The organism is Rugosimonospora acidiphila (assembly GCF_039543385.1).
GTDB classification, from domain to species: Bacteria; Actinomycetota; Actinomycetes; order Mycobacteriales; family Micromonosporaceae; genus Rugosimonospora; species Rugosimonospora acidiphila.
Genome location: NZ_BAABJQ010000001.1, coordinates 168,284 through 195,089, shown reverse-complemented (window position 1 = coordinate 195,089; position 26,806 = coordinate 168,284). Strand labels below are relative to the sequence as shown.

Genomic DNA, 26,806 nt, shown 5'->3' with positions numbered 1-26,806 from the left:
CTATGATCCTCTCAGCGTGGACCGCTCAGCAGCGGTCCGGGCATCTTTCGCATCTTTCACTATGGACTCGAATTCCGCCTTGAATCCGGGGTACAGGCTGCGCGCCAGCGCACCGGCGCTCACCGGCCCCTCGGGCGGTACCCGGAACCAGACCCGCAGCCGCTTGCCGAGCAGCATGACGATCAGACCGAGCAGCAGGCACACGGCGCCGATCAGCACCAGGGTCTCGCCCGGGTCGTAGCGCACCTGCATGGTGGCCCACGGCCGGGTGCCGATGAACTGGAGAGTGCCACCGTCGCTGAGGGTCGTGGTCTGACCGGGTTTCAGCATGACCTGCTTGCCGACCGGCTTCAGCCTACCGGTGTCGATCTGGTGCTGGTCGAGGCTGTACACGGAGCTGGGAATGCCGGCGTCGAGGCCCAGGTCGCCCTCGTACTCGGTGAGCATCAGGGCCGGGTTGCGCTCGGCAGGGAAGGCGGAGGCGCCCACCGACGGGTCGGAGGGCAGGGTCGGCAGGAAGACGCCGCTGAACGCGACCTGCTGCTTGTGGCTCGGGTCGACCCCGGTCGCCGGCACGTTCGCGTCCGGGAACTCGATCACGCCGGTGCTGGTCTGCATCGCGTCGGTCGACAGGAACGGGGCCACCTGGGTCTGCGAGTGCCCGTACTTGTCGGTGTACTTGACCACCGGGGCGTACCCGGTGCCGAGCAGGTAGATCCGGGCGTGATCCAGGCGCAGCGGGTGGTTGACCTGGATGGTCGCCGACTTGGCCGCGCCGTCACCGATCGTGTAGTTGACGAACGCCTTGTAGACGCTGGGCTCGCCGTTGGACAGGTACTGGGCGTCGAAGCCGGTCATGTCGAGGCAGACCGGCTCCAGGCTGGCCGGGTTCACCCGGGCGCCCAGCCCGTAGTCGTCGAACTGCTGCAGGGTGTTACAGAAGCCCTGGTCGGCGCCCTGCACCACGAGCCGGTCGGCGTGGTACCCCCACCAGGACCCGAGCGCCACCGCGACCAGGATGGCCAGCAGGGAGAAGTGGAACAGGATGTTCCCGGTCTCCTTGAGGTGGCCCTTCTCGGCGCTGACCGTGATCCCGCCGTCCGCCTGCTCGCGCACCTTGACCCGGAACCGGCGCTGGCGGAGCAGGTCGTGCAGGCGGGCGGCCACCGCGGCCGGCTCGCCGCCGCCTGGCACCTCGATGTCCTCGGCGTGTACCGGCAGCCGCTCGAGCCGGGCGGGCGCCTCCGGCGGTACCCGCAGCACCGCCGCGATGTGCGCGCGCAGCCGCGGGATCAGGCAGCCGATCAGCGAGACGAACAGCAGCAGGTAGATCGCGGAGAACCACGGCGAGGCGAACACGTTGTACGCCCACAGGTGATCCAGCAGCGGACCCAGGATCCTGTGCTGGGCCAGGTATGTGTTGACCTTGTCGACGTTCAGGTTGCGCTGCGGCAGCAGCGAACCGGGGATGGCCGCGAGCGCCAGCAGGAAGAGCAGGATCAACGCGGTGCGCATGCTGGTCAGCCAGCGCCACGGCCGGCGGAACATGCCGATCAGCCGGCGCCCGGGGCCGATGCCCGGCCGGGGCGGCTCGGGCGGCGCCTCGGTGGTCAGTTCGTCCAGCGTCGCCATCAGATGCCCGTCGTGCCGGGGCCGGCGGTCGCGCGCAGCCAGTCGATGAATTCGGTCCAGACGCCGGTCAGCAGCGCGAGCCCGACCAGCACCAACAGGCCCCCGCCGATCCGGGTCACCCACCGGCTGTGCCGGCGCACCGTGGAGAACACGCCGAGCAGCCGGCGCAGTCCCAGCCCGAAGGCGAGGAACGGGATGCCCAGGCCCAGGCAGTACGCGACGGTGAGGGTGACCGCCCGGCCGGACTGGCCGCCGTACCCGGCCATCGCCAGCACCGCACCCAGGGTCGGGCCCAGGCACGGGCTCCAGCCCAGCCCGAACACCGCGCCGAGCACCGGCGCGCTGGCCAGCCCGGCCGCCGGCAGCCGGTGTACCCGAAGATCACGCTGGAGGCCCGGGATGAAGCCCATGAACGCGAAGCCGAGCACCACGGTCACCGCGCCGACCACGACCTCCTCGGCCCGCTGGTGCACCAGCAGCGTGTGCCCGGCCCGCGCGACCAGCACCCCCGCGAGGGTGAAGACCACCGTGAAGCCGGCGATGAACAGCAGAGTGCCGAGCACGATCCGGCCGCGAACCGCGGCGGCCCGGCCGGAGCGGGGCACCGGTCGGCCGAGCGGGTCGGTGCCCAGGGCGGCGTCCAGCTCGGCGCCGGCCATCCCGGTCACGTACGAGACGTAGCCCGGCACCAGAGGTAGCACGCAGGGCGACAGGAAACTCACAAGTCCGGCGAGCGCCGCGACACCTATCGCCAGCAGCAGCGGGCCGCTGCTGGCGATGTTCGCGAACGACTCGCCCATCTATGCCTTCTCAGCCGCGATCTGGTTGACCAGCGGGGTCAGCGACGACTGGGTCACCGAATTGCGGATGACCACCGCCACCTTGCCGGTACGGTCGATGATCAGCGTGCAGGGCAGCGCGGTCGGCACGTCGGAGAAGTCCAGCGGGACCCGGCCGTTCGGGTCGAACAGGCTCGGGTAGCTGCTGTGATCGGACTCGAACGACTTGGCCGCGTCCTTCTCGTCCCGGCTGTTCACGCCGAGAAAGGTGACCCCGCTGTTCTCGGTCGCCTTGTAGGTCGCCTCCAGCCCGGACGCCTCCAGCCGGCACGGCGCGCACCACGATGCCCAGAAGTTCAACACGACAACCTGGCCCTTGTGCGCGGCGAGGTTGTAGGTGCCACCGTCCACGGTGTCACCGGTGAGCTTCGGCGCAGCCTTGCGCTCGGCGGCCGGGTACACGATGGTCTTGCCGTCCCCCGCGACGTACCGGTCGCTGTCCCCGGCGGTCTGGCTGACCGCGTTCGAACCGGTGGAGCAGCCGGAGACGACGGTGAGCGCGGCGACCGCCGCTGCGACTCCGAGCAGAATGCGACGCATCAGGCCCCCTTGGCGGTGCGGGCGGACGGTGACTTCACGATCAGGTGGGCGGCCGGCTCGGCGTACTGGATGCCGGTCAGCCGGTCGTCCTCGAAGTGGAAGCTGGTCAGGCTGGCCAGGGCGCACTGGCGGCGGCGTGGGTCGTGCCACAGCCGCTTGCCCTCCATGCTCATGCGCAGCGTCCAGATCGGCAGCTGGTGGGAGACACAGACCGCCTCGTGCCCGGCCCCGGCGATCCGGGCCGCCTCCAGCGCCTCCCGCATCCGCACGGCCAACTGCCGGTACGGCTCGCCCCAGGACGGCATGAACGGGTCGCGCAGCGCCCACCAGTTGCGCGGGTCGCGCAGCGCGCCGTCGCCGACCGACACCCGCTTGCCCTCGAACACGTTGGCGGCCTCGATCAGCCGCTCGTCGGTCTCGATCTTCAGGCCGAACTGCGAGGCGAACGGCTCGGCGGTCTGCTGGGCGCGCTCCAGCGGACTGGCGACCAGGTGGGTGATGTCGTGCCCGGCCAGCGACTCGGCCGCGGCCTTGGCCATCTGCACGCCGAGTTCGGACAGCCGGTACCCGGGCAGCCGCCCGTAGAGGACCTTCGCGGGGTTGAACACCTCACCGTGACGCAGCACGTGGACGATGGTCTTCATGTCGCGGTCCTCCCGGAGGCGGCCGCGGCCGCGGCGACGGGCAGGGCCGCGCTGACGCGCTCCAGCGCCTCGTCGTCGATCGCGGTCGAGACGAACCACGCCTCGTACGGGCTGGGTGGCAGGTACACGCCGGCCGAGAGCATGGCGTGGAAGAAGGCGCGGAAGGCCGCCACGTCCTGGGTCTGCGCGTCGAGGTAGTTGGACACCTCGATGTCGGTAAAGAAGATCGAGAACATGTTGCCGGCGGTCGACAGGCGGTGCGGTACGCCCGCGCGCCGAAGCGCGGCGGTGGCCAGGTCCCGGATCGTCGCGGAGGTGGCGTCCAGCGTCGCGTACACCTCGGGGGTGGCCAGCCGCAGCGTGGTCAATCCGGCGGCGCAGGCGAGCGGGTTACCGGACAGCGTGCCGGCCTGGTAGACCGGGCCGGCCGGGGCCAGCCGCCCCATGATTTCCCGCCGTCCACCGAACGCCGCGGCCGGCAGCCCGCCACCCATCACCTTGCCGAAGGTCCACAGGTCGGCGTCGACCGGCTCCAGCCCGTGCCAGCCCTGCCGGGACACCCGGAAGCCGGTCATCACCTCGTCGACGATGAGCAGCGCGCCGTACTGGTGAGCGATCCGGGCGAGCGCGGCGTTGAAGCCCGGATGCGGAGCCACCACTCCCATGTTGCCGGCCGCCGCCTCGGTGATCACCGCCGCGATCTGGTCGCCCTGCTCGGCGAAGGCCGCCTCGACCGCCTCGATGTCGTTGTAGCGCAGCACGATGGTCTCGGCGGCGGACGCCCCGGTCACCCCCGGAGTGTCCGGCAGGCCGAGCGTGGCCACCCCGGAGCCGGCCGAGACCAGCAGCGCGTCCACGTGGCCGTGGTAGCAGCCGGCGAACTTCACGATCCGGGTCCGCCCCGTGTACCCGCGGGCCAGCCGGATCGCCGACATCGTCGCCTCGGTACCGGAGTTGACCAGGCGAACCTCGTCGGCGGCGGTACGCGCGACCAGCTCCTCGGCCAGGTCGACCTCGCCCGGGGTCGGGGTGCCGAAGCTGGTTCCCCGGGATGCGGCGGCGCGCACCGCGTCGATCACGGCGGGGTGCGCGTGGCCCAGGATCAGCGGGCCCCATGAGCAGACCAGGTCGACGTAGCGCCGGCCGTCCGCGTCGGTCAGCCAGCAGCCCTCGCCGCTGACCATGAACCGGGGTGTGCCGCCGACCGCGCGGAAGGCCCGCACCGGCGAGTTGACCCCGCCCGGTACCACCTCACTCGCCCGATCGAACAGCGCCTGCGAGGCCGGAGCCTCGTACGGGTAGGTGGGAAGCGCCGTCGAGGAGTAGGAGGCGCCGGAGGACGGCGCCGATGCCTCGGCGGCCTGCGGGGTACGGAAAGTCTCGGTCACGGCCCGGTCATTATGTCAGCACGCTACATATTGACCGCAGGGGGGCCGGTGACTTTCGGCCGCGCTGCCGGATGCCCCGGCCCACGATAGGCTTACCTGGTGGAGCGTCCGGAGTTGTCCATCTCGGTCCGAACCGAGCCGTCAGAGGCGGTTGTGAGCCTCGTCGGCGAGATCGACATGTCCACCGCACCCAAGCTGTCCAGCACGATCACCGAACTGTTCGTCGACGCGCCGCCCCGAGTGGTGCTGGACATGGCCGGCGTCACGTTCTGTGACTCCCAGGGCCTCGGCACGCTCGTGGTGCTGTCCCGCAAGGCGACCATGGCACAGAGTTGCCTCGTGCTCACCCAGGTCGGCGACTTCCTGCTGCGGGTACTGGACATCACCGGGCTGCGCCCGGCCCTGATGATCCACTAGGTCCCGCGACCGGCCAGGCCCGCGATCGGCTGGGCCCATGATCGGCTCGGGCCCGTGATCGGCCAGCTGGCGCCCGGCTCAGCCCCGGGCGCTCTCCAGGATCTCCAGCGCCCGATCCGGGTCCTCGCCCGAGCGCAGCACCGCCACCGCGTCGTCCACGGCGGTGGTCAGCGACCGGAACTGCCGGGCGGCCTCCGCCTGCGCCTCCAACTGCCGGGTCTTGGTCCACAGCTCGACGAACACCGACACCTTGGCGCGCAGCACCCACGGGTCGAACGGCTTGGTCAGGTAGTCCACCGCCCCAGCCGCGTACCCGCGCAGGGCCAGCTGGGCGTCCCGATCGGCCGCGGTCAGGAAGATGATGGGCACGTGCCGGGTGCGCTCGCGCTGCTTGATGTGGCTGGCCGTCTCAAAGCCGTCCATCTCGGGCATCTGCGCGTCGAGCAGGATCACCGCGAAGTCGTCGATCAGCAGCTGCTTGAGCGCCGCCTCGCCGCTCTCCACCGCCACCGGTACCACCGGAAGCCCCTGCAGGATTGCCTCGAGCGCGATCAGATTGTCCCGTCGGTCGTCGACCAGCAGCGCCTTCGCCGGCGCCCCGTCCATCCGCCCGCCCATCGTCATTGCGCCCAGCCCTCCTTGCCGTCGGAACCGTCCGGCCACGAGTTCTTCCCTGATACCCATGACGCCATCAGCTCAAGCAACTCGTCGAGATCGACCGGCTTCGTAATGTAGTCGCTGGCGCCCGCGGACAGTGCCGACTCGCGGTCGCCGGGCATCGCCTTCGCGGTGAGGAAGACCACCGGCAGATCCGCGAAGTTGCGGTTGCGGCGGATCTGCCGCGTGGTCTCGTACCCGTCCTGGTCGGGCATCATCGCGTCCATCAGCACGATGTGCACCCGGGGATGCTCGGTGAGCAGCCGGATGCCGTCCGCGCCGTTGTCCGCGTACAGCACCGTCATGCCGTGCAGTTCGAGGGCGCTGGTAAGGGCGAACACGTTGCGCACGTCGTCGTCCACGATGAGTACGGTCGCGCCGTCGAGCTGGTGGGCCGCCTGCGTGGCGATCCGGGCCGGGGCGGCGTTGGTCGCCGCCGAGCGCAGGATGGCCGGCCCGGAGCGGCCCGGGGCCACCACCGGGGGCGGGGTCATGGTCACCACCGTGTCCGGCAGGAGCACGTCGGGCAGGTACAGCGTGAAGCTGGAGCCCGTGCCGGGCGAGGAGGACACCGCGATCCCGCCGCCGATCAGCTGGGCGAGGTCCCGGCTGATGGACAGCCCCAGGCCCGTGCCGCCGTACTTGCGGCTGGTCGTGCCGTCGGCCTGCTGGAACGCCTCGAAGATGAGCGACAGCTTGTCGTCGGAGATGCCGATGCCGGTGTCGGTCACGGTGAACCCGATGACGTTGCGGGCGGTGCGCAGGGCCGGTGCGTCGACGCTCGCGCCGGGCTGGGCCGTAGCGATGCGCAGCGTCACCGAGCCGGTGTCGGTGAACTTCAAGGCGTTGGACAGCAGGTTGCGCAGGATCTGCTGGAGCTTCTGCGGATCGGTGACGATCACCGGCGGCACGTCCGGGGCCAGCTCCACGGCCAGCCGCAGCGCCTTCTCCTCGGCCTGCGGCGCGTACGCCTGTTGCACGTAGCCGCGCACGTCGGCGAGGCGTACCTCGGCCGGCTCGACGTCCATCCGACCGGCCTCGATCTTGGCCAGGTCGAGGATGTCGTCGATCAGCGAGAGCAGGTCGGATCCCGCGCTGTGGATGGTCCGGGCGAACTCGATCTGCTTGGGGCTCAGGTTGTGCTCGGAGTTGTCGGCCAGCAGCCGGGCCAGCAGCAGCAGCGAGTTGAGCGGGGTGCGCAGCTCGTGGCTCATGTTGGCGAGGAACTCGGACTTGTACTGGGAGGCCTGGGCGAGCTGCTGTGCCTTCTCCTCCAGCCCCAGCCGGGCCAGCTCGATCTCCCGGTTCTTGGTCTCGATGTTCACGTTCTGCTCGGACAGCACGGTGGTCTTGTCCTCGAGCTCGGCGTTGGTGCGCTGCAGCTCGGCGGACTGGTCCTGCATCTCGTGCGCCAGCCGCTGCGACTGCGAGAGCAGTTCCTCGGTGCGCCGGTTGGCCTGGATGGTGTTGAGCGCCACCCCGATCGCGGCCACCAACCGCTCCAGGAAGGACAGGTGCAGCTCGGAGAAGGTGCGTACCGAGGCGAACTCGATCACGCCGAGCAGCTCGCCCTCGAACAGCACCGGCAACACGATGAGGTCGGTCGGCGCCGTCTCGGCGAGGCCGGACCGGATGGTCAGCCGGCGGCCCGACGGGGCACCCACCCGGATGATCCGGCGGGACACGGCCGCCTGCCCGACCAGGCCCTCACCCGGTGCGAACACCACATCGGTCTCCGGCGCAACGTACCCGTAGGACGCGGTCAGCCCGAGCCGGATCGCACCGTCATCGTGCCGGGCCAAAAAGAAGGCGCCCAGCTGGCCGTCGACCAGCGGGGTGACCTCATTCATGATCATGCGACCGACCTCGACCAGGTCGCGCTGGCCCTGCAGCAGCCCACCGATGCGGGCCAGGTTGGAGTCGAGCCAGCCCTGCTCCGCGTTCTTCTTGGTGGTCTCGCGGAGCGTCACGATCATCTGGTTGATGTTGTCCTTGAGCTCCAGCACCTCGCCCTGCGCCTCGACCGCGATCCGCTGGGTCAGGTCGCCCCGGGTCACCGCGGTCGACACCTGCGAGATGGCGCGCAGCTGGGTGGTGAGCGTGGAGGCCAGCTGGTTCACATTCTCGGTGAGGTCCCGCCAGGTGCCGGCGACGCCCTTGACCTGTGCCTGACCGCCCAGCTTGCCCTCGATGCCGACCTCCCGGCCGACCCGGGTCAGTTCGTCGGCGAAGCTGGAGAGCTGGTCGACCATGGTGTTCACCGTCGACTTCAGCTCCAGGATCTCGCCCTGCGCGTCGACCGTGATCTTCTGGCTCAGGTCGCCCCGCGCCACGGCCGTGGTCACCTGGGCGATGTTGCGCACCTGACTGGTCAGGTTGGAGGCCATCGAGTTGACGTTGTCGGTCAGGTCCCGCCAGGTGCCCTCGACGCCCTTGACCTGCGCCTGACCGCCCAACTTGCCCTCGGTACCCACCTCGCGGGCCACCCGGGTCACCTCGTCCGCGAACGACGACAGCTGATCCACCATCGTGTTCACCGTCGACTTCAACTGCAGGATCTCGCCCTGCGCGTCAACCGTGATCTTCTGGCTCAGGTCGCCCCGCGCCACCGCCGTGGTCACCTGCGCGATGTTGCGCACCTGGCTGGTCAGGTTGGCGGCGAGCTGGTTGACGTTGTCGGTCAGGTCCCGCCAGGTACCGGCGACCCCGCGTACCTGCGCCTGACCGCCGAGCTTGCCCTCGGTACCCACCTCGCGGGCCACCCGGGTCACCTCGTCCGCGAACGACGACAGCTGATCCACCATCGTGTTCACCGTCGACTTCAGCTCCAGGATCTCGCCCCGGGCATCCACCGTGATCTTCTGGCTCAGGTCGCCCCGCGCTACCGCGGCCGACACCTGAGCGATGTTGCGCACCTGGGCCGTGAGGTTGGAGGCCATGTAGTTCACGTTGTCGGTGAGGTTGCGCCAGGTGCCGGCGACCCCGCGTACCTGCGCCTGACCGCCCAGGTTGCCCTCGGTGCCGACCTCTCGGGACACCCGGGTCACCTCGTCCGCGAACGACGACAGCTGATCCACCATCGTGTTCACCGTCGACTTCAGCTCCAGGATCTCGCCCCGGGCATCCACCGTGATCTTCTGGCTCAGGTCGCCCCGCGCCACCGCCGTGGTCACCTGCGCGATGTTGCGCACCTGGCTGGTCAGGTTCGAGGCCAGCTGGTTGACGCTCTCGGTGAGGTCCCGCCAGGTACCCGAGACCCCGCGCACCTGCGCCTGACCGCCCAACTTGCCCTCGGTACCCACCTCGCGGGCCACCCGGGTCACCTCGTCCGCGAACGACGACAGCTGATCCACCATCGTGTTCACGGTGTCCTTGAGCTCAAGGATCTCGCCCTGCGCGGCGACCGTGATCTTCTGGCTCAGGTCGCCCCGGGCCACGGCGGTCGACACCTGGGAGATGTTGCGCACCTGACTGGTCAGGTTCGAGGCCATCGAGTTGACGTTGTCGGTGAGGTCCTTCCAGGTACCGGCGACCCCCGGTACCTCCGCCTGACCGCCCAGCTTGCCCTCGGTACCCACCTCGCGGGCCACCCGGGTGACCTCCTCGGCGAACAGCCGGAGGGTGTCGGTGAGCGAGTTGATGGTGTCGGCCAGCTCGGCGACCTCACCCTTGGCCGAAACCGTGATCTTCCGGGACAGATCGCCGTGCGCTATCGCGGTCGTCACCTGCGCGATCGACCGCACCTGGTCGGTCAGGTTGGAGGCCATGATGTTCACGTTGTCGGTCAGGTCGCGCCAGGTGCCGGAGACCCCGCGCACGTCGGCCTGGCCGCCCAGCTTGCCCTCGGTACCCACGTCCCGGGACACCCTGGTCACCTCGTCGGCGAAGCTGGAAAGCTGGTCGACCATGGTGTTGACCGCGCGCCCGATGCGCAGGAACTCGCCGCGCAGCGGCCGGCCGTCGATCTCGTTGGCCATGTGCTGGGACAGGTCGCCCTCGGCCACCGCCACGATCACCCGGGCGATCTCCGTGGTCGGCCGGCCCAGGTCGTCGATCAGGCTGTTGACCGCCCGGACCCCGTCCGCCCACGCGCCGTCGAAGTGCTCCTCGTCGACCCGCTCGGTCATTCGGCCGTCGCGCCCGACCACCCGGCCGATGCGCAGAAGCTCCCGGTTGCGCCGTTCGAGCAGGGCCATGACTTCGTTGAAGCGGTCCGCCACCTCGCCCGCGGCGCCGGTTCGGCGCGGCATTCGTACCTTGAAGTCACCGTCGCGAACCCGCTGCAGCGCGTCGGCCAGCGCGGTCAGCAGGGCGGCATCGCCCTCCAGCCTGGCCGGGGACCTGTCCACCGTAGTCATGTCACTCCTCACAGTCGCGGGCGGCGTGACCGCACCCATCATGGCCCGCTCAGGTCCGAATTGCGACCCACGACCGGGGGACACCAGGGCGACTACCGCCGCACACCGGTAGCCGGATGAGTGAAGGTCACCACCCCGTGAGCGATGGGGGGACCCCAAGCCCCTAATGCTTCACGACTGATGCGGAGTGAGTTGGCCTGAATGCGCCTTTCGGTGGACACTGCTATGCGTGGCAGCCAGCGTTACTCGCCGGATACGACTCCCAGCCGACAGCCGCACGCCGGCGGCCGCCCGAGCCGTCGTCCGCGCCGTCCTCGACGAGGCTGACCTGCCAATCCTGCTCGACGAGGCGCTGCTGCTGACCACCGAGCTGTCCACCAACGGCGTCCAGCACGCCGGCACGGACATCGATCTGGAGGTCATCGCCGACGCCGACGGGCTGACCGTCACGGTGACCGACTACGGCACCGGGAACGCGGCCATGGCGCCGCTGAGCGATGAACTCACCGAGCGCGGACGGGGCCTGCTGCTCGTCGACCACTTCTCGGCCAGCTGGGGCACCACGCACCAGGGCAAGAGCAAGGGCGTCTGGTTTCGGCTGATGCGTCCCGGTCTGGATGGAAAAGCCCCCCAGGCGGAGAGTGACCGGGCGCCGGCCTCGGGCGAGGCGCCGAGCGCGGCCGCCCTGGCCGCGCTGGTCGGCGTCGACCTGCCCGACGCGGAACCCGGCACCCTCGCCCAGGTCGCCACGCACCTGCTCGGCCGGCTGTGCGCCGCCACGGGTGCGACCGGCGGCGCGGTGCGGCTGGATCAGGCCGACGGGCGGGGCATGCTGCCGTTCGCCGAGTACGGGCTGGCCTTCCCCGCCGACGCCGGCGACATCCGGACCAAGGTGGCCGTGTCCTGGCCGTGGCGGGGCGAGCTGGCACTGATCACTCCGTCCACGCCGGGCCCATACGCGGAGCCGCTGGCCAGGCTGACCGCCGAGCGGCTGGGCCTGGCGCTGGAGAACGACCGGCTGCGCCACACCGACCTGCGCCGGCAGGCGTGGCTGACGTTCCTGGCCGAGGCCAGCGAGTTGCTGGCCCAGTCGCTGGACGTCGAGCTGACCATGGCGCTGATCCCCCGGCTCGTCGTGCCCAGGCTCGGCCAGTGGACCGCGGTGTACGGCGTGGACGAGTGGGGCGAGCCGGTGTACGCCGCGGCCGCCCACGCCGACGAGGCAGCCCTGCCCGGCCTGCTCGCGGAGCTGAGCCAGACCGGCCCGGACAGCGTTCCGGCCAGGCTGCGCGAGGCCATCCGCGGCGGCATGCAGGTCCCGCTCACCGCGCCGGTGGAGGGGCTGGCGGTCCCCCTGATCGCCCGGGGCGGCCGGATCGGCGCGCTCGCGGTCGGCCGGCACCTGGACCGGCGGCAGGAGCCGGAGGAGGTGGCGATCGTCGAGGACCTGGCCCGCCGTGCCGCCCTGGCCCTGGACAACGCCCGGATCCACGCCGAGCGACGCCGGGTCGCGCAGACTCTGCAGCAGTCGCTGCTGCCGCCCGCGCTGCCGATCGTCAACGGGATAGGTCTGGGCGCGGAGTACGTGCCGACCCAGCGCGACGCCGACGTCGGCGGCGACTTCTACGACGTGGTACCCATGCCGGACGGCCGGTGGCTGGTGGTCATCGGCGACGTATCCGGCAAGGGAGTCCAGGCGGCGACCGTGACCGGCCTGGTACGGGACGTGATCCGGGTGCTGATCCGGGACGGTCGGCCGCTGCCCGAGATGCTCGACCGGATCAACGACACGCTGGTCGACCGGGGCAGCGGGCGCTACTGCACGCTGGCCATGGCCGCGCTGGCCCCGGGCCCGAACCACCGGCTGCAGGTGACCCTGCACCTGGCCGGGCACGACCGCCCGGTGCTGCTGCGCAGCGAGGGGGAGGCCACGTTCGTGGGCACCCCGGGCACGGCGCTGGGCCTGCTGGAGCGGGTACGCACCCCCAGCACCATGATCGAGCTGGCCCCCGGCGACACAATGATCTTCTTCACCGACGGGGTGACCGAGCGGCGCCGGGGCAGCGAGCTGTTCGGCATCGACCGGCTGCGGGCGGCCGCCGCCGAGCTGGCCGGGTACGAGGCCGAGGTGGTGGCGGCCCGGCTGCGCGCCGCCGCGCTGGGCTTCTCGGCCGAGCCGCCCCGCGACGACATCGCGATCCTGGCCCTGCGCAACGACCTGCTGCCCTGACCCTTACCGACTCTGGCGGCCCGGCCGCCCAGGACGCCTAGTACCAGCCGTTGGCCTGCCAGAACGCCCATGCGTCCGACGGCGTGCCGTACTGGTCCTTGATGTAGCCCAGGCCCCACTTGATCTGCGTGGCCGCGTCGGTCTGCCAGTCCGAGGCCACGCTGGCCATCTTGTCGCCGGGCAGCGCCTGGGGGATGCCGTACGCCCCCGAGCTGGGGTTCTCCGCCGTCGGGTTCCAGCCGCTCTCCCGGTCCCACATCTGCACCAGGGCCGGCATCTCGCTGGTCGAGAAGCCGAACGAGGGCAGCAGCTGGCAGGCGATCAGCTGGTTGCCGGAGTAGTCGCCGCAGCCGGCCGGCGTGGCGGCCTTGGTCGTCGCCTTGGTCGTCGCGGCCCTGGTGGGCACCGGGGCATGGGTACGCGGCGCGGCGGCGTGGGTCGGCGACGGCGACGGGCTGGGGGACGGGGAGAACGACGGCGAGGGCGAGGGCGAGGCCGAGGGCGATGGCGACTGCGACGCGGGGTCGACGCGGGCCAGGTCGCGGGACACCTGGTTGCCGCCGGCGCGGTCGGCCAGGCTCACCACCGGGGGTGCCGAGGCGGGCTGACCGGCACCGTCGTGGAACGTCAGGCCGATGCCCGCGGCGACAAGGACGGCGGCGCCCGCGCTGCCGATGACCAGCGGGCGGCGGCCCAGCAGGCGGCGGATCGGCCCCATCCTTCGATGGCGGACAGGCTGCAGATCGTCGGCGGGCATGGCCGGCTCCCTCCCGGGGGGTAGGTCGCGGCGCGCGAGAACGACACGCCGAGGCGTTACCCTGCCGTGATCTCGCACGCCGTTTCAAGGCCACCCACAGTCATCGTGAAACATCTCACCATCGATAGTCGATGATCAGGCAGCGACGCCGTCAGCCCGATTTATCGGAAATGAACGACAGGCCGAGGCGGTGAGCGCGGGACCCTCAGGCGGCTTCTCATACCGGAAGCGCCGGCGCACCGGGCGCCAAGCCCGGAGATACGAGCAGCTCAACGGCCTATTCAGAAGATCGCGGTCGATCACGGACGGGCTGCGGCGCCGGCCCGCGGGCCGGCTTGGGGCAAAAGGGCGCACGGCGACGGCCGACACGGCCGATCGCCGGAGAAAGTTACCGACAGTGACGAGGCGGCACAGGTCGAATCGAGGCCCGGCGCGGTGGGGCTAGGGCACCCGGGCGGCGGACCGGCCGAGGGGCCGCAAACAGTGCGCCCGGACCTCGGGGACGCGCGGAGACGGGTGCGGCTCAGGGGCCGGGGACGGGCCGGAAACAGCGCGCCCCAGGGCCGGGGACGGGCCCCACGAACAACGCGCCCGGCCCGCGATGCGGGCCGGGCGCGTGGCGATACGGGTCAGTTGCCGTTCGGCCTCGACGGGTTGGCCGAGTGGGGCTGCCGAGGGCTCCTGGTCGGCCGCGACGGGCTCGACGACCCCGACGGACTCGACGACGCCGACGGATCGGGCGACTTCGACGGCGTCGGAGACCCGGACGGGCTCGGCGAGGCCGAGTGGCTCGGTGTTCCGGAGGGACTCGGTGTTCCGGAGGGGCTCGGCGACGTGGACGGGCTCGCCGGGGCGGTGGTCGTCGCGGGCGTGGTCGTGGCCGGTGCGGTCGTGGCTGGTGCCGTCACGGGCGTCGTCGCGGGCGGCGCGACCACGGCCGGGGGCGCGCTCGTCGGGGGCGCTGCCGGGGTGACGGACGGCGACGGCGGAGCCGCCGGTGTCGAGGGCCGGGCCGCCGACCGCGACGCGGACGCGCTCGCCGAACCCGTGGCGGTGGCCGAGTCGGTACGGCCGAGATCGCGGTTCGACCGCGGGGCATGCCCGTCGACGCTCAGCGAGGCCGGCGTGGTACCCGGGTCGGAGCCCAGGTACGCGATGGCGAACCCGCCGCCCCCACCGGCGCCGATGATGCCGGTGACGACCAGGGCGACGATCAGGGTCGAGCGGATGGCACGCCGGCCGCCGACCGGGGCCAGTCCCTGGTCGAACTCCCCGGTGACAGGGCGAAGGGTCGGATCGGTGACGGCGTCGTCCATCGCGACGGCAGGGCCTGCGGTGACCGGATCGATGACCCGCCCGGACCGACGGCCGAGCCGCCGGTGAGCAGGAACATAACGGCGGTGAGCGGGCACAGCAGGCTCCCTTCGACGGGGTCCCGGCGGCTGCTGCTCCGCCAGAGCGCGGGCGCCATGAGGCACCCGAGGCTCACCTTGCCCGCGACCCGTATCCCCGCGAAAGACAACGCTGCGTAATCGTGGTGGATATCACGCCAGATACGGATGAGCGACCCCGATCAACCTGAGACGGACTTGTCAGGAATGAGCGATAGGGCCGCCGTCAGATACCTCCGACGAACCGGCCGGGTGACAGCGTCCGCCGCGGATCGAACCGCTCCTTGATCTCGCGCATCAGCTCGATCCCCGGTACCGGACCCCACAGGTCCAACTCCCCGCGCAGATGTTCGGGTGCGCACAGCACCTCGCAGGACCCGCCCCGGGCGAGCAGCACCCGGCGTACGGCGTCCAGAATGTTGGCCACTCGTGCGGCCGGGAGGTCCCCGGGCAGCGCGGCGTGCACCACGCCGATCCCCGCGGCTCCGCGCACGGGCACCGGCCCGCCGGCCGCGTCGCCGAGCGCGTAGATGGCGGCGGGCAGGTTGGCCACCGGTACCGACAGGCGCAGGCCGACGTCGTCGAGGCCGAACGGGTACCGGCCCCACCAGTCCGGCGCGTCGTCGCCGGGAACGACGACCCCGCCGATCAGCCCGGCCGCGGCCTGGGCACGGGCCCGCGCCCCCACCGCCGAACCCTCGAACAGCACGGCCAGCGTGCCGGAGAGGGCCGGTCCGTTCCCGCCGTGCTGGCGGGGCACCGGACGGTCGACCGACGACGGCAGGTCGACCTCGACCGCGGTCGGTGCCAGCCCGGAGCCCAGCAGCGCGGTGACCAGACCGTCGACCTCGCTGGGGGTGTACACCGACCGGATCAGCATGACGCGTTCGATCGGCAGCGGGTGCAGCCGGAACGTGGCCTCGGTGATCACGCCGAGCGTGCCGTACGAGCCGCAGAGCAGCTTGCCCACGTCGTAGCCGGCGACGTTCTTGACCACCTTGCCGCCCGAGCGCGCCACGGTGCCGTCGGCACGCACGAACTGCACGCCGATCAGCAGGTCTCTCGGCGCGCCGTAGGTGTGCGCCAGCGGGCCGGCCTCGTTGGTGGCGAGCATCCCGCCGACGGTGGCCTCGACCGAGCCGGGATCGAGGGCGAGCCGCTGGCCGGAGGGCGCCAGGGCGGCCTGCAGGGCGTGCAGCGGGGTCCCGGCGCCGACCGTGACCACGAGGTCACCGGTCGAGTGCGCGTGTACCCCGGCGAGCTTCGCGGTGTCCACGATGACGTCCACGCCGGCCGGGCGCCCGCCCCAGTCGAGCTTGCTGCCGTCCCCGCGCGCCACGACCGTCAGCCCCTCGCCGGCGCAGCGGCCGAGCAGCACCGCGAGCTGGTCGACCCGGCCCGGCGCGGCGACGAACCGCGCGGGGCACCCGCCGACGGCGTCGGCCGGGCCGGCCTTCCGTGCCATTCCCGCCGCTTCCCCCAGCACGTCCAGGCTCATTCAGGCGTCCCGTCGCTCTCACCGTTCCCGGGCTGGTCCCCGAACCCGGGCTGGTCCCCGATCCCGCCCTGGTCTTCGATCGCGGGCTGGTCTCCAATCCCACCATGGTGGTCGATCCGGCGCTGTTCACCGATCCCGTGCCTGCCGCCGGCACCGTTGCGGCCCCAGGCCCCGCCGGGCCTGTTGTCCCTGCCGGCTCTGCCGGGACCGGCGTTCGGCCGAGGGGCGAGGGCGACCGGGGAACGCTCGGCACACAGCCCCGGCGCCGGGAAGACCTTCCCTGGACTCGCCAGGCCGTCCGGATCGAACGCGGACCGGACCAGGCGCATGGTGTCCAGATCGTCGGCGGAGAACATGCGGAACAACGTCGCCGACCGGTCCACCTCCACGCCGTGCTCACCGGAGATCGAGCCGCCGCGGGCCACGCACAGGTCCAGGATCTGGCCGGAGACCCACTCGGCCCGCTCTCGCGCGCCCGGCAGTTGGCCGTCGTAGAGCACCAGGGGGTGCAGGTTGCCCTCGCAGGCGTGGAAGAGGTTGGCCACCCGGAGGCCGGCCGCGCCGGCCAACGCGTCGATCTCGCCGAGCACCTCGGCCAGCGCGGCGCGCGGGATGACCGCGTCCTGCGCGAGGTAGTCGCGGCTGATCCGGCCGACCGCCGCGAACGCCGACTTGCGGCCCTTCCAGATCGCCGCGCGGCGCGCCGGATCGTCCGCCGTACGGATCTCGAACGCCTCGGCGCACAGCTCGGTCACCGCCGCCGTCTCCGCCTCGACCTCCACCGCCGGGCCGTCCAGCTCGATGATCAAGAGTGCCCGCGCCCCGGCCGGGTACCCGCAGTGCACCGCCGCCTCGGCGGCCTCGATGGCCAGCGCGTCCATGATCTCGGCGGCGGCCGGCTGGATGCCGGCCGCGATGATGGCGCTGACCGCGGCACCTGCCCGCTCGACGCGGTCGAACGCGGCCAGAATGGTGCACGCCGCCTCGGGGGCGCGCAGCAGCCTGACCGCGATCTTGGTGGCGATACCGAGCGTGCCCTCGGCGCCGACGAACACGCCGGTCAGGTCGTACCCGGGTGACCGGGCGGCCGTGCCCGCGCCGATCTGGACCAGTTCGCCGCCGGGCGTGCACACCTCCAGGCCGGTCACGTGGTGCACCGTGAAGCCGTACTTCACGCAGTGCGCGCCGCCCGAATTCTCCGCGACGTCGCCCCCGATCGAACAGATCCGCCGGCTGGACGGGTCCCCCGCGTAGAAGTAGCCGCCCGGGGCCACCTCGCGGGTGATCGCCAGATTCACCACGCCCGGCTCGACCACGGCCCGCAGGTTGCGCAGGTCGATCTCGATGATCCGGCGCATCCGCGAGGTCACGATCAGCACACCGTCGGCCTCCGGCAGGGCGCGGCCCGACAGGCCGGTGTCGCAGCCCCGGGCCGAGAACGGCATCCCGGCGTCCCGGCAGGCCAGCATCGCGGCCCGCACGCCGCTGGCCTCCTCGGGCAGCACGACGAGGCCCGGAGTGCAGCGGTAGGGCGTGAGGCCGTCGCACTCGTAGGTGCGCCGGGTGGCCAGATCGGTGATGACCGCAGCGTCGCCGAGGTCACGACGGAGCCGCTGAGCCACCATGGCGAGCGTCACAGCCACATCGTACGAGTGTGCGACCCCCGGTGTCAGCGCTTGACATGGGGCCGAACGGGTAATCTCTGCGCTCGTGACGAGTTCTCAACCACCGGTCGCGAAGAAGGTCGCGCGCGAGCGCGTGCAGCACGGCGACACCGTTGTCGATGAGTACTTCTGGCTCGCCGACAAGGAGGATCCGGACACCATCGCGTATCTGACCGCGGAGAACGAGTTCACCGAGGCCAGGACCGGGCACCTGGCCGGGCTGCGGGAGACGGTGTTCGGCGAAATCAAGGCCCGTACCCAAGAGACCGACCTGTCGGTACCGTCGCGCAAGGGCGGGTACTGGTACTACAGCCGCACCGTCGAGGGGCAGCAGTACGGCATCTTCTGCCGGCGCCCGGCCGCCCCCGGGGAGGTCGACCCGCCGGCCACCGGCGACGGCGCCCCGTTGCCCGGCGAGGAGATCCTGCTCGACGGCAACGAATTGGCGCAGGGGCACGACTTCTTCGCGCTCGGCACCTCCGACGTGTCGCCCGACGGGCGCTGGCTGGCCTACTCCACCGACTTCGCCGGCAACGAGCGGTTCACGCTGCAGGTCAAGGACCTGTCCACCGGCGAGGTGCTGCACGACCGGATCCCCGACACGTTCTACGGCTCGGCCTGGTCGGCCGACGCGTCGACGCTGTTCTATCTGACCGTCGACGAGAGCTGGCGACCGTACCGGGTCTGGCGGCACGTGCTGGGTACCGGGGCCGACGCCGACCAGGTGGTGTACGAGGAGCCCGACGAGAAGTTCTGGGTATCCGTGGAGCTGACCCGCTCGGAGCGGTTCATCTTCATCGACGCGGCCAGCAAGCTCACCTCCGAGGTGCGCTTCATCCCGGCCGCCGAGCCGATGGCCACCCCGGTCGTGGTCGCGCCCCGCCGGCAGGGCGTCGAGTACGCGGTCGAGCATCACGGCCACCGCTTCCTGATCCTGCACAACGACGGCGCGGAGGACTTCGCGCTCGCGTACACGCCGGTCGACGCGCCCGGTGCGTGGACTCCGCTGATCGACCACGAGCCCGGTACCCGGCTGCTGTCGGTCGACGCGTTCGACCGGTACCTGGTCGTGTCGCTGCGCCGGGACGGGCTGACCGGGCTACGGGTCATGCCCCTGGACGGCGGCGGCCAGTACGACATGAGGTTCCCCGAGCCGCTGTACTCGGTGGAGCCGGGCGCCAACCCGGAGTACGGCACCGACGTCTTCCGGCTGCACTACACGTCGCTGATCGTCCCCGACTCGATCTACGACTGCGACCTGGGCAGCGGTGAGCTGGTGCTGCGCAAGCGTCAGCCCGTGCTCCCCGCGCCGTCCGGGGCGCCGTACCGGGCCGAGGACTATGAGCAGCACCGGGAGTGGGCGCTGGCCGACGACGGTACCCGGGTGCCGATCTCGCTGGTCTGCCGGCGCGGTACCGCCCGTGACGGCTCGGCGCCGACGGTGCTCTACGGGTACGGCTCCTACGAGGCGAGCATGGACCCGTGGTTCTCCATCGCACGACTGTCCCTTTTGGACCGTGGGGTGGTGTTCGCGATCGCGCACGTGCGCGGCGGCGGCGAGCTCGGCCGGGCCTGGTACGACCACGGCAAGATGCTGGCCAAGAAGAACTCCTTCACCGACTTCGTGGCCTGCGCCCGGCACCTGGTCAAGGAGGGCTGGACGGCGACCGATCGGCTGGTCGCCCGGGGCGCGTCGGCCGGCGGCCTGCTGATGGGCGCGGTGGCCAACCTGGCGCCGGACGCGTTCGCCGGCATCGTCGCGCAGGTGCCGTTCGTGGACGCGCTCAACTCGATCCTCGATCCGTCGTTGCCGCTGACCGTCACCGAATGGGAGGAGTGGGGCAACCCGCTGGCGGATCCCGAGGTGTACGCGTACATGAAGTCGTACACGCCGTACGAGAACTTGTCCACTGTGGACTATCCGGCGATCCTGGCGATGACCAGCCTCAACGACACCCGGGTGCTCTACCACGAGCCGGCGAAGTGGGTGGCACGGCTGCGCGACCGCTCGCCCAACTCGGACGTACTGCTCAAGATCGAGATGGAGGCCGGGCACGGCGGGCCGTCCGGCCGGTACGACACCTGGAAGGAAGAGGCGTTCGTGATCGCCTGGATCCTCGACCGGTTCGGGTCCGCGGTCAGCGCCTCCTGAGCCCAGTCGGCCCGGCCGGGCTCAGCTCCGGCCGGGCTCGGCTCCGGCCCGGCTCGGTCGATCGGCTAGGCGGGCCGGCTCAGTCGCCGGCGGGCGCGAGGAGACGGGCGAGCAGCGCGGGGTCGAGGTTGCCGCCGGAGATGACCGCGACGGTGCGGCCGGCCGGCAGCTCCGCGCGGTGGTACAGGTACGCGGCGACGGACACCGCGCCGCTGGGCTCGACCACCAGCCGGGCCGACCGGGCCAGCGCCCCGACCGTGTCCAGGATTTCGTCCTCGGTCACCGTGATGATGCCGTCCAGCCGCGCGGCCAGGTGTGCCAGGGTCAGCTCGGAGGTCGGCGTGCGCAGCCCGTCCGCCACGGTGCGGTAGGTCCGCTCGGTCGACCAGGTCACCACCCGGCCCTCTCGCAGGCTCTCCTGCGCGTCGGCGGCCAACTCCGGCTCGACCCCGATCACGGTCGCGGACGGGCGCAGCGCCTTGACCGCCGTGGCCACCCCCGAGGCGAGGCCGCCGCCGCCCACCGGCACCAGCACCACGTCGACCACGGGCAGGTCGGCGACGATCTCCAGGCCGACCGTGCCCTGCCCGGCGATCACGTCGGGGTGGTCATAGGGCGGGATGATCGAATACCCCTCGGCCGCGGCCAGCTTCAGCGTGGCCGGCTCGCGTTCCGGCGGTGCGACCAGCACCACCCGGGCGCCCAGCGCCTCGGTGGCGGCGATCTTCATGGGTGCGGCGACGTCCGGCATCACGACCACGCAGGGCACTCCGAACGCGCGCGCGGCGTACGCCACGGCCTGCGCGTGGTTCCCGGACGAGTGGGTGATCACGCCGGCCGCCCGTCGCGCGGCCGGCAGCGAGGCGATCGCGAAGTACGCGCCACGGATCTTGAAGGCACCGATCGGCTGCAGGCTCTCCGGCTTGACCCAGAACTCGCCCGGGGCGCCCGCGCCGGCCGATCCCCCGCTGGCCGATCCCCCGACCGCGGCGTCGTCGCCGATCGCCGGCGCGCCGGGGCGTCCTCGCGCGGCCCACGGCGCGGGCAGCAGCGGAGTGTGCACCGCGACACCGGCCAGCACCTCGGCGGCGCGGCTGACATCGTCCAGGGAGATCAGGTCCATGCCGCCATGGTAACTAGGACCCTTCCTCACCGTCCGTTACGCGGCGTCGCCGGCGGAGCCCTGCCGCCGCAGGTCGTGCGAAACCGCATCGCCAACGGTCACTGTCGAGGGGCTCCCCGGCGGCTCTCCGTCTTCTATGCTGGCCGCGAGCGGACGGCACCTAGGGGGACCCGTGGCCACAGATGGAGAGCTCGCGGTGGACCTCCGCCGGCTGACCAAGCGGTTCGGGGCGGTGACCGCCGTCAACGACGTGACGCTGACCGTCGAGTCCGGCGAGATCGTGGCGTTCCTCGGCCCGAACGGCGCCGGCAAGACCACCACCATCGACATGGTGCTCGGCCTCGCCAGGCCGGACGCCGGCACGGTTCGGGTCTACGGCAAGCAGCCGTCCGAGGCGATCGCCCGGGGCGAGGTGTCCGCGGTCATGCAGACCGGTGGCCTGCTCAAGGACTTCACGGTCGCCGAGACCCTGGTCTACACGGCCTCGCTGTACTCGCACGCCCGCCCGGTCGCCGAGGTGCTGGAGCGGGCCGGCATCAGTGATATCGCCGACCGGCGGGTCGGCAAGTGCTCCGGCGGTCAGCAGCAGCGGCTGAGGTTCGCCATCGCCCTGCTCTCGGATCCGCGACTGCTGCTGCTGGACGAGCCGACCGCCGGGATGGACGTCGAGGGCCGGCGCGAGTTCTGGGCCGCCATCCGGCGGGACGCCGAACGGGGCCGCACGGTCATGTTCGCCACCCACTACCTCGACGAGGCCGACGCGTACGCCGACCGGATAGTGCTCATCCGTCAGGGCAGCATCGTCGCGGACGGCACGACCGCCGAGATCAAGGCGCTCGCGGCCGGCCGGATCGTCCGGGCCACCCTGCCCGACGCCGACGAGGCGGCACTGGCGGCGCTGCCCGGGGTCGAGACGGTCGAGTTGCGCGGCGACACCGTGCTGGTGCGCACGGCGGACTCCGACAGCGTGGCGCGGCACCTGCTGACCCAGACCGCCGCTCGGGACCTGGAAATCACCTCGAGGAACCTCGAGGAGGCGTTCATCGCGCTGACCGGCGACGATGCCTCGCAGAACCCTACCGCCACCGCGGGGAGCCAACGATGACGTCGTCCACGGCCACACCGGCACCCCAGACGCGACAGGTTCCGCCGCTGGGCGGCTTCAACCTCACCGCGCTGCGGCTGGAGGTCCGCCGGGTGCTGCGCAACCGCCGCACCCTCATCTTCATCCTGATCTTCCCCACGGTGTTCTTCCTGCTGTTCGGCCTGCCCAACAAGAACGAGCAGCTCGGCGGCCAGTCCGCCATCGCATACATCATGATCAGCATGGCGGTGTACGGGGCGATGGTGGGCACCACCTCGGGCGGCGCGGCGGTGGCCGTCGAACGGAGCATGGGCTGGAGCCGGCAGCTGCGGCTCACCCCGCTGCGGCCGGTCGCCTATGTGCTCATGAAGCTGGTCACCGCCATGGTCCTCGGCCTGATCGCGGTGGCGGTGGTGTTCGTGGTCGGCGCGCTGAGCGGCGTGCGGATGCCGGCGCACGTGTGGCTGCTGTCCGGGCTGGCCGCCTGGCTGTGCTCGCTGGTGTTCGCCGCGTTCGGGCTGTTCATGGGCTTCCTGCTGCCCTCCGAGAACGTGATGCAGTTCGTCGGCCCGCTGCTGGCCGTCCTGGCCGCGTTCGGTGGGATCTTCGTTCCGCTGGAAGTCTTCTCGCACACGCTGCAGTCGATCGCGAAGTTCACCCCGGTCTACGGCGTCGGTGTGATCGCCCGCTCCCCGCTGGTGGGCGGCTTCACCGCGACCGCGCTGGCCAACGTGCTGATCTGGACGGCGCTGTTCGGCATCGGCGCGATGCGCCTGTTCCGTCGCGACACCGCGCGAGTCTGACGACCCGCTGATCCGCCGGGCCGACGCCCGGCCCCGGGACATTCACGCGCGCCCGCCCCCATACCCAACTCGCGGGCGCGGCCCCAAACCCAAGCCGCTGGCCCGCCCTGAGTCGCGTCGGCCCCGAGGCTCGCCCCGCGCAGGAGCTGCCCGTGACCGGCGTAGTCGGACAGATCACCACGTTGGTTAGATCACTGGGCGGCACCGGACATTGGTTGTAGCTTGACAACTATTCCATTCGTACAACTAATGAGGATCCCCGGTGCCCGAAGTCACGGACCGTCGCCGGTGGTTGATCTTGGCGATCTGCTGCCTGAGCCTGTTCATCGTCTCCCTGGACAACACGATCGTGAACGTCGCGCTGCCGTCGATTCAGCGCGACCTGGGCGCGTCGGTGTCGGGGCTGCAGTGGACCATCGACGCGTACACCCTGGTGCTGGCCAGCCTGCTGATGCTGTCCGGGTCGACCGCGGACCGGGTCGGCCGGCGCAGGGTCTTCCAGATCGGCCTGGTGATCTTCGGTGTCGGCTCGCTGCTGTGCAGCGTGGCCCCCAACATCGGGACGCTTGTCGGGTTCAGAATCCTGCAGGCGATCGGCGGCTCTATGCTCAACCCGGTGGCGATGTCCATCATCACCAATGTGTTCACCGACCGGCGCCAGCGCGCCACCGCGATCGGCGTGTGGGGCGGCGTGGTCGGAATCAGCTTCGCGCTCGGGCCTACGGTCGGTGGCCTGCTGGTCCAGTCCGTCGGCTGGCGCTCGATCTTCTGGATCAACATCCCGGTGGTGGTGGCCGCGATCGTGCTGACCGCGATGTTCGTGCCCGAGTCCCGGGCGGCGCGCAGCCGCCGGATCGACCCGTTCGGTCAGGTGCTGGTGCTGCTCACGTTGGCGACTCTCACCTACGGGATCATCGAGGGACCGGGCCGCGGCTGGGCCTCCCCGGAGATCCTCGGCTGCTTCGTGGTGGCCGTCGGTTCGGTGATCGGTCTGCTGCTCTATGAGCCAAGGCGCCAGGAGCCGCTGCTGGACCTGCGGTTCTTCCGCAGCGCGCCGTTCAGCGGCGCGACCCTGATCGCGATCTCCGGGTTCGGTGCGATGGGCGCGTTCCTCTTCCTGAACACGCTCTACCTTCAGGACTCGCGCGGGTTCTCGGCGCTGGACGCCGGGCTGCTCACCCTGCCGCTGGCGGTGGTGATGTCGCTGTGCGCGCCGTGGGCCGGGCGGATGGTCAGCCGGCGCGGTGGCCGGCTACCGCTGGCGGTCGGAGGGATCGCGATGGCGGCCGGCGCCGCCGTGATGACCAGCCTGACCGAGCACACGTCGATCGCGCTGCTGTTCGTCTCGTACGTCATCTTCGGCATCGGCTTCGGCCTGCTGAACCCGCCGATCACCAACACCGCGGTGTCCGGCATGCCGGTGTCCCAGGCCGGAGTCGCGGCGGCCGTCGCGTCCACCAGCCGGCAGGTCGGCCAGTCGCTCGGCATCGCCGTGGTCGGCTCGGTGGTCACCTCGGCGGTCCACGGGTCGCTGCAGGTGGGCTTCGCCTCCGCCAGCCACGCCGGGTGGTGGATCATCACGTGCTGTGGTCTCGTGGTGGCGGTGCTCGGCTTCGTCACGACCGGACGGTGGGCGCGCCGGACCGCGGCGACGGTGGCCGCCGAGTTCATCGATGAGCCGTCTCGGGTACCGGCGGGCGTGCGATGACCGATCCGCCGCGCGCCGAGTTGGAGGCCCAGACCTGGCGGGCAGTGCGCGCCCTGGTGATGGATCGCTACGACCGCCGCAAGGAGGTCTGCGACGCGCTGGGCATGAGTTTCATCCGGGCCAAGGCGCTGCGCAAGCTCGCCGAGGCGCCGCTGACAATGCGCGAGCTGGCCGCCGGGCTGGGCACGGACGCGCCGTACACCACGCTGGTGGTGGACGACCTGGAGCGGCGCGGGCTCGTCGTGCGCAGCGCGCACCCCACCGACCGCCGGTCGAAGATCGTGACCGCGACGCCGGACGGGACGGCGGCCGCCGCGCGCGCCGAGGACATCCTCAACGAGCCACCCCAGCCGGTGCGCCAGTTGGACGCGGCCGACCTCGCCGCGCTCAACCGGATAGTCACCACCCTGCTCGACGCCGGGGAGGGCGCCATCCCCGACGAAGGCACCGCCGCCTGACGCGCTGGCCCGGCTCGCCCGTCAGGTGATCCCGGCGCCGGCCTGGTCGATCGCGTCGTCCAGCCGGTGCGCCAGGTCCACGTCCGGCGCGGTGACCGCGTCGACGCTGGTGGTACGGACCACGAGGGTGGCGTTCTCCGGGTCGTCCCGGGTCACCTTCGGCCCCCGCCCGAAATCCCGGCGCACCCCGTCGATCATGTCCAGCACCCGATCCAGGTTCGCTGGCGGGAGCGTGATGGTCCGGGTCAACGCCCGACTGTTGCCCGACCAGTACGGCAGCCGATCCAGCGCGGCGCTCAGCTCCTCCGCGCTCAGCGGTGAGGTACGCCCGTCCGGCCCAACCAGCCCACCGCCGGCCGGCGCCGGTGGCTCGACCAGTTCGCGCAGGTCGGGCGGCAGGTACAGGGACTGGATGAACCCGCTGTCCTGCTCGCTCAGCACGCTGATCACGGTCTGTGCCTGGTACCGGGCCACGTCCGGGGTACGGTGCGAGATCCGCCCCACCTCCTCGACGAAGCCGGCCACCCCGCGCGGCGGGTACGGCACGTTGACCGCGTAGTTCTCGTGCAGTTCGGCCGGTACCTTGTCGAGGAACCGCTCCCGGTCGGGCTCGTTCAGCGCCCGGGCCAGTACGGTCACCGCGGCCTCCGCGGCGGATTTCGCCTCTTCGAAGTCCACCCCGATGCGGCGTCCGACCTCGCCGACCACCTCCCGGTAGCGCAGCACCAGCGGCTCCGGCGGCGGTGCGGTCCCGATCAGCTCGGGGTCGGGACGGGGCCAGGAGGGCGCCGGCCCGGGTCGGCTCGGCTGCGGTCGCGCCTCGGCCGCGGGCTTGTGCGCCCCCGCCGGCGCCGGCCCATGCTGTTGCCCCTGTGGCGACTGTTGTATCTGTTTCGACGAGCCGAGGGTGACGCGGTCCTGGCTGGGCCGGCGCCCCTGCGCACGAGCCTGCCGGGCCAACTCCCGCCGCTTCGGGTTGTCGCCCTCCATCTGCTTCTCGTCTTGCTGGTCGCTCATTGACGCGGTTTTCCCGCTCACCGGGCGGCTAATCGTGACCGGCCCGAATCGGGCCGGAATCAGGGGTCCGATCGGGAACGTCCCCGAGGCGCCCTAGGGGCCCGCGTTCGTAGCTTTGGCCAGGTACGGGAGGGAGCGAGAAAGTGCGGAAGTTTCTGCTGGTACCCGGCGTGATCCTGGGTCTGTACCTGTTTGGCCGGGCGATCGTCGAGCCGTTCATCATCGATTTCGGCGACCCGACCACGTACCGCCACGACTGGGGTGGGCCGAGCCTGGCCGGTGTGCTGGCCGTCCACTGTGGACCGGGCCTGCTGTTCGGCGCGGCGATCGTCACAGCGCTGGTCCGCCGGTATGGCCGACCGCCGGCCGGCACCCGCAGACTCACCGGCACCGGCGGCCATTAGATCGACGGGGAGAGGGCTGCGCCGCCGTCGCGTGGCCCGCTT

General features: G+C 71.5%; 21 protein-coding genes. 9 read left to right on the top strand and 12 right to left on the bottom strand.

The genetic code is table 11. The annotated features are described in order from the left end of the window. From resB to hemL, 5 genes are read right to left on the bottom strand one after another with little or no spacing between them, the layout of a single operon-like run. The gene (gene resB, locus ABEA87_RS00975; protein ID WP_345625122.1) at nt 1-1,632 is read right to left on the bottom strand and encodes a cytochrome c biogenesis protein ResB; all 1,632 of its coding nucleotides are present in this window, start codon (nt 1,630-1,632) and stop codon (nt 1-3) included. After that, nucleotides 1,632-2,432, bottom strand: coding sequence for a cytochrome c biogenesis CcdA family protein (locus ABEA87_RS00970; protein ID WP_345625120.1), 801 nt, complete (start codon nt 2,430-2,432; stop codon nt 1,632-1,634). The genes resB and ABEA87_RS00970 overlap by 1 nt, the downstream gene beginning before the upstream one ends. Continuing rightward, nucleotides 2,433-3,011: a TlpA family protein disulfide reductase gene (locus ABEA87_RS00965; RefSeq protein WP_345625118.1), complete on the bottom strand. Its 579-nt coding sequence runs from the start codon at nt 3,009-3,011 to the stop codon at nt 2,433-2,435. After that, nucleotides 3,011-3,655 carry a histidine phosphatase family protein gene (locus ABEA87_RS00960; protein ID WP_345625116.1) on the bottom strand — a complete coding sequence of 215 codons (645 nt, stop codon included), beginning with the start codon at nt 3,653-3,655 and terminating at the stop codon, nt 3,011-3,013. The genes ABEA87_RS00965 and ABEA87_RS00960 overlap by 1 nt, the downstream gene beginning before the upstream one ends. Beyond that, entirely contained in the window at nt 3,652-5,043 is a 1,392-nt protein-coding gene (gene hemL, locus ABEA87_RS00955; protein WP_345625115.1) for a glutamate-1-semialdehyde 2,1-aminomutase, read from the bottom strand. Before hemL ends, ABEA87_RS00960 begins: the two co-directional genes overlap by 4 nt. Nucleotides 5,044-5,142: 99 nt before the next feature. Between hemL and ABEA87_RS00950 the strand changes: the two genes are divergently transcribed. Next, nucleotides 5,143-5,460, top strand: a complete 318-nt coding sequence (locus ABEA87_RS00950) for an STAS domain-containing protein (protein WP_345625113.1) — start codon at nt 5,143-5,145, stop codon at nt 5,458-5,460. A gap of 78 nt (nt 5,461-5,538) precedes the next feature. On the opposite strand, the gene ABEA87_RS00945 is transcribed toward ABEA87_RS00950, so the two are convergent. Further along, on the bottom strand, nt 5,539-6,078 hold the full coding sequence (locus ABEA87_RS00945) for a response regulator (protein WP_345625718.1): 540 nt from the start codon (nt 6,076-6,078) through the stop codon (nt 5,539-5,541). A 2-nt stretch (nt 6,079-6,080) separates the two neighbouring features. Further along, a complete protein-coding gene (locus tag ABEA87_RS00940) occupies nt 6,081-10,475 on the bottom strand; it encodes a HAMP domain-containing protein (protein ID WP_345625111.1) in 4,395 nt (1,464 codons plus the stop codon). A gap of 229 nt (nt 10,476-10,704) precedes the next feature. On the opposite strand from ABEA87_RS00940, the gene ABEA87_RS00935 reads away from it, so the two are divergent. After that, entirely contained in the window at nt 10,705-12,705 is a 2,001-nt protein-coding gene (locus ABEA87_RS00935) for a SpoIIE family protein phosphatase (RefSeq protein WP_345625109.1), read from the top strand. A 37-nt stretch (nt 12,706-12,742) separates the two neighbouring features. Here ABEA87_RS00935 and ABEA87_RS00930 read toward each other — a convergent pair whose 3' ends face one another. Further along, nucleotides 12,743-13,462, bottom strand: a complete 720-nt coding sequence (locus ABEA87_RS00930; RefSeq protein WP_345625107.1) for an aggregation-promoting factor C-terminal-like domain-containing protein — start codon at nt 13,460-13,462, stop codon at nt 12,743-12,745. Between the two features lie 633 nt (nt 13,463-14,095). On the opposite strand from ABEA87_RS00930, the gene ABEA87_RS00925 reads away from it, so the two are divergent. Beyond that, entirely contained in the window at nt 14,096-14,845 is a 750-nt protein-coding gene (locus tag ABEA87_RS00925) for a hypothetical protein (protein WP_345625106.1), read from the top strand. 234 nt (nt 14,846-15,079) lie between these two features. Here ABEA87_RS00925 and ABEA87_RS00920 read toward each other — a convergent pair whose 3' ends face one another. Then, nucleotides 15,080-16,351: an FAD-binding oxidoreductase gene (locus tag ABEA87_RS00920; protein WP_345625105.1), complete on the bottom strand. Its 1,272-nt coding sequence runs from the start codon at nt 16,349-16,351 to the stop codon at nt 15,080-15,082. Beyond that, nucleotides 16,348-17,988: an FAD-linked oxidase C-terminal domain-containing protein gene (locus ABEA87_RS00915; RefSeq protein ID WP_345625104.1), complete on the bottom strand. Its 1,641-nt coding sequence runs from the start codon at nt 17,986-17,988 to the stop codon at nt 16,348-16,350. Before ABEA87_RS00915 ends, ABEA87_RS00920 begins: the two co-directional genes overlap by 4 nt. 73 nt (nt 17,989-18,061) lie before the next feature. Between ABEA87_RS00915 and ABEA87_RS00910 the strand changes: the two genes are divergently transcribed. Beyond that, nucleotides 18,062-20,167 carry a S9 family peptidase gene (locus ABEA87_RS00910; protein WP_345625103.1) on the top strand — a complete coding sequence of 702 codons (2,106 nt, stop codon included), beginning with the start codon at nt 18,062-18,064 and terminating at the stop codon, nt 20,165-20,167. 79 nt (nt 20,168-20,246) lie between these two features. On the opposite strand, the gene ABEA87_RS00905 is transcribed toward ABEA87_RS00910, so the two are convergent. Continuing rightward, nucleotides 20,247-21,290 (bottom strand): threonine ammonia-lyase, encoded by a 1,044-nt coding sequence (locus ABEA87_RS00905; RefSeq protein WP_345625102.1) that lies wholly within the window; start codon nt 21,288-21,290, stop codon nt 20,247-20,249. A 172-nt stretch (nt 21,291-21,462) separates the two neighbouring features. On the opposite strand from ABEA87_RS00905, the gene ABEA87_RS00900 reads away from it, so the two are divergent. The 4 genes from ABEA87_RS00900 (at nt 21,463) to ABEA87_RS00885 (ending at nt 25,343) form a co-directional block, all read left to right on the top strand. Then, nucleotides 21,463-22,395: an ABC transporter ATP-binding protein gene (locus ABEA87_RS00900; RefSeq protein WP_345625101.1), complete on the top strand. Its 933-nt coding sequence runs from the start codon at nt 21,463-21,465 to the stop codon at nt 22,393-22,395. Then, nucleotides 22,392-23,177, top strand: a complete 786-nt coding sequence (locus tag ABEA87_RS00895) for an ABC transporter permease (RefSeq protein ID WP_345625100.1) — start codon at nt 22,392-22,394, stop codon at nt 23,175-23,177. Before ABEA87_RS00900 ends, ABEA87_RS00895 begins: the two co-directional genes overlap by 4 nt. A 262-nt stretch (nt 23,178-23,439) precedes the next feature. Further along, complete coding sequence (locus ABEA87_RS00890; RefSeq protein ID WP_345625099.1) at nt 23,440-24,885, top strand: MFS transporter; 1,446 nt, start codon at nt 23,440-23,442, stop codon at nt 24,883-24,885. After that, a complete protein-coding gene (locus ABEA87_RS00885; RefSeq protein ID WP_345625098.1) occupies nt 24,882-25,343 on the top strand; it encodes a MarR family winged helix-turn-helix transcriptional regulator in 462 nt (153 codons plus the stop codon). Before ABEA87_RS00890 ends, ABEA87_RS00885 begins: the two co-directional genes overlap by 4 nt. A 21-nt stretch (nt 25,344-25,364) precedes the next feature. Here ABEA87_RS00885 and ABEA87_RS00880 read toward each other — a convergent pair whose 3' ends face one another. Next, nucleotides 25,365-26,360 (bottom strand): DUF2267 domain-containing protein, encoded by a 996-nt coding sequence (locus ABEA87_RS00880; RefSeq protein WP_345625097.1) that lies wholly within the window; start codon nt 26,358-26,360, stop codon nt 25,365-25,367. Nucleotides 26,361-26,503: 143 nt separating this feature from the next. Between ABEA87_RS00880 and ABEA87_RS00875 the strand changes: the two genes are divergently transcribed. Then, nucleotides 26,504-26,764, top strand: coding sequence for a hypothetical protein (locus ABEA87_RS00875; protein ID WP_345625096.1), 261 nt, complete (start codon nt 26,504-26,506; stop codon nt 26,762-26,764). Nucleotides 26,765-26,806 lie beyond the last annotated feature (42 nt).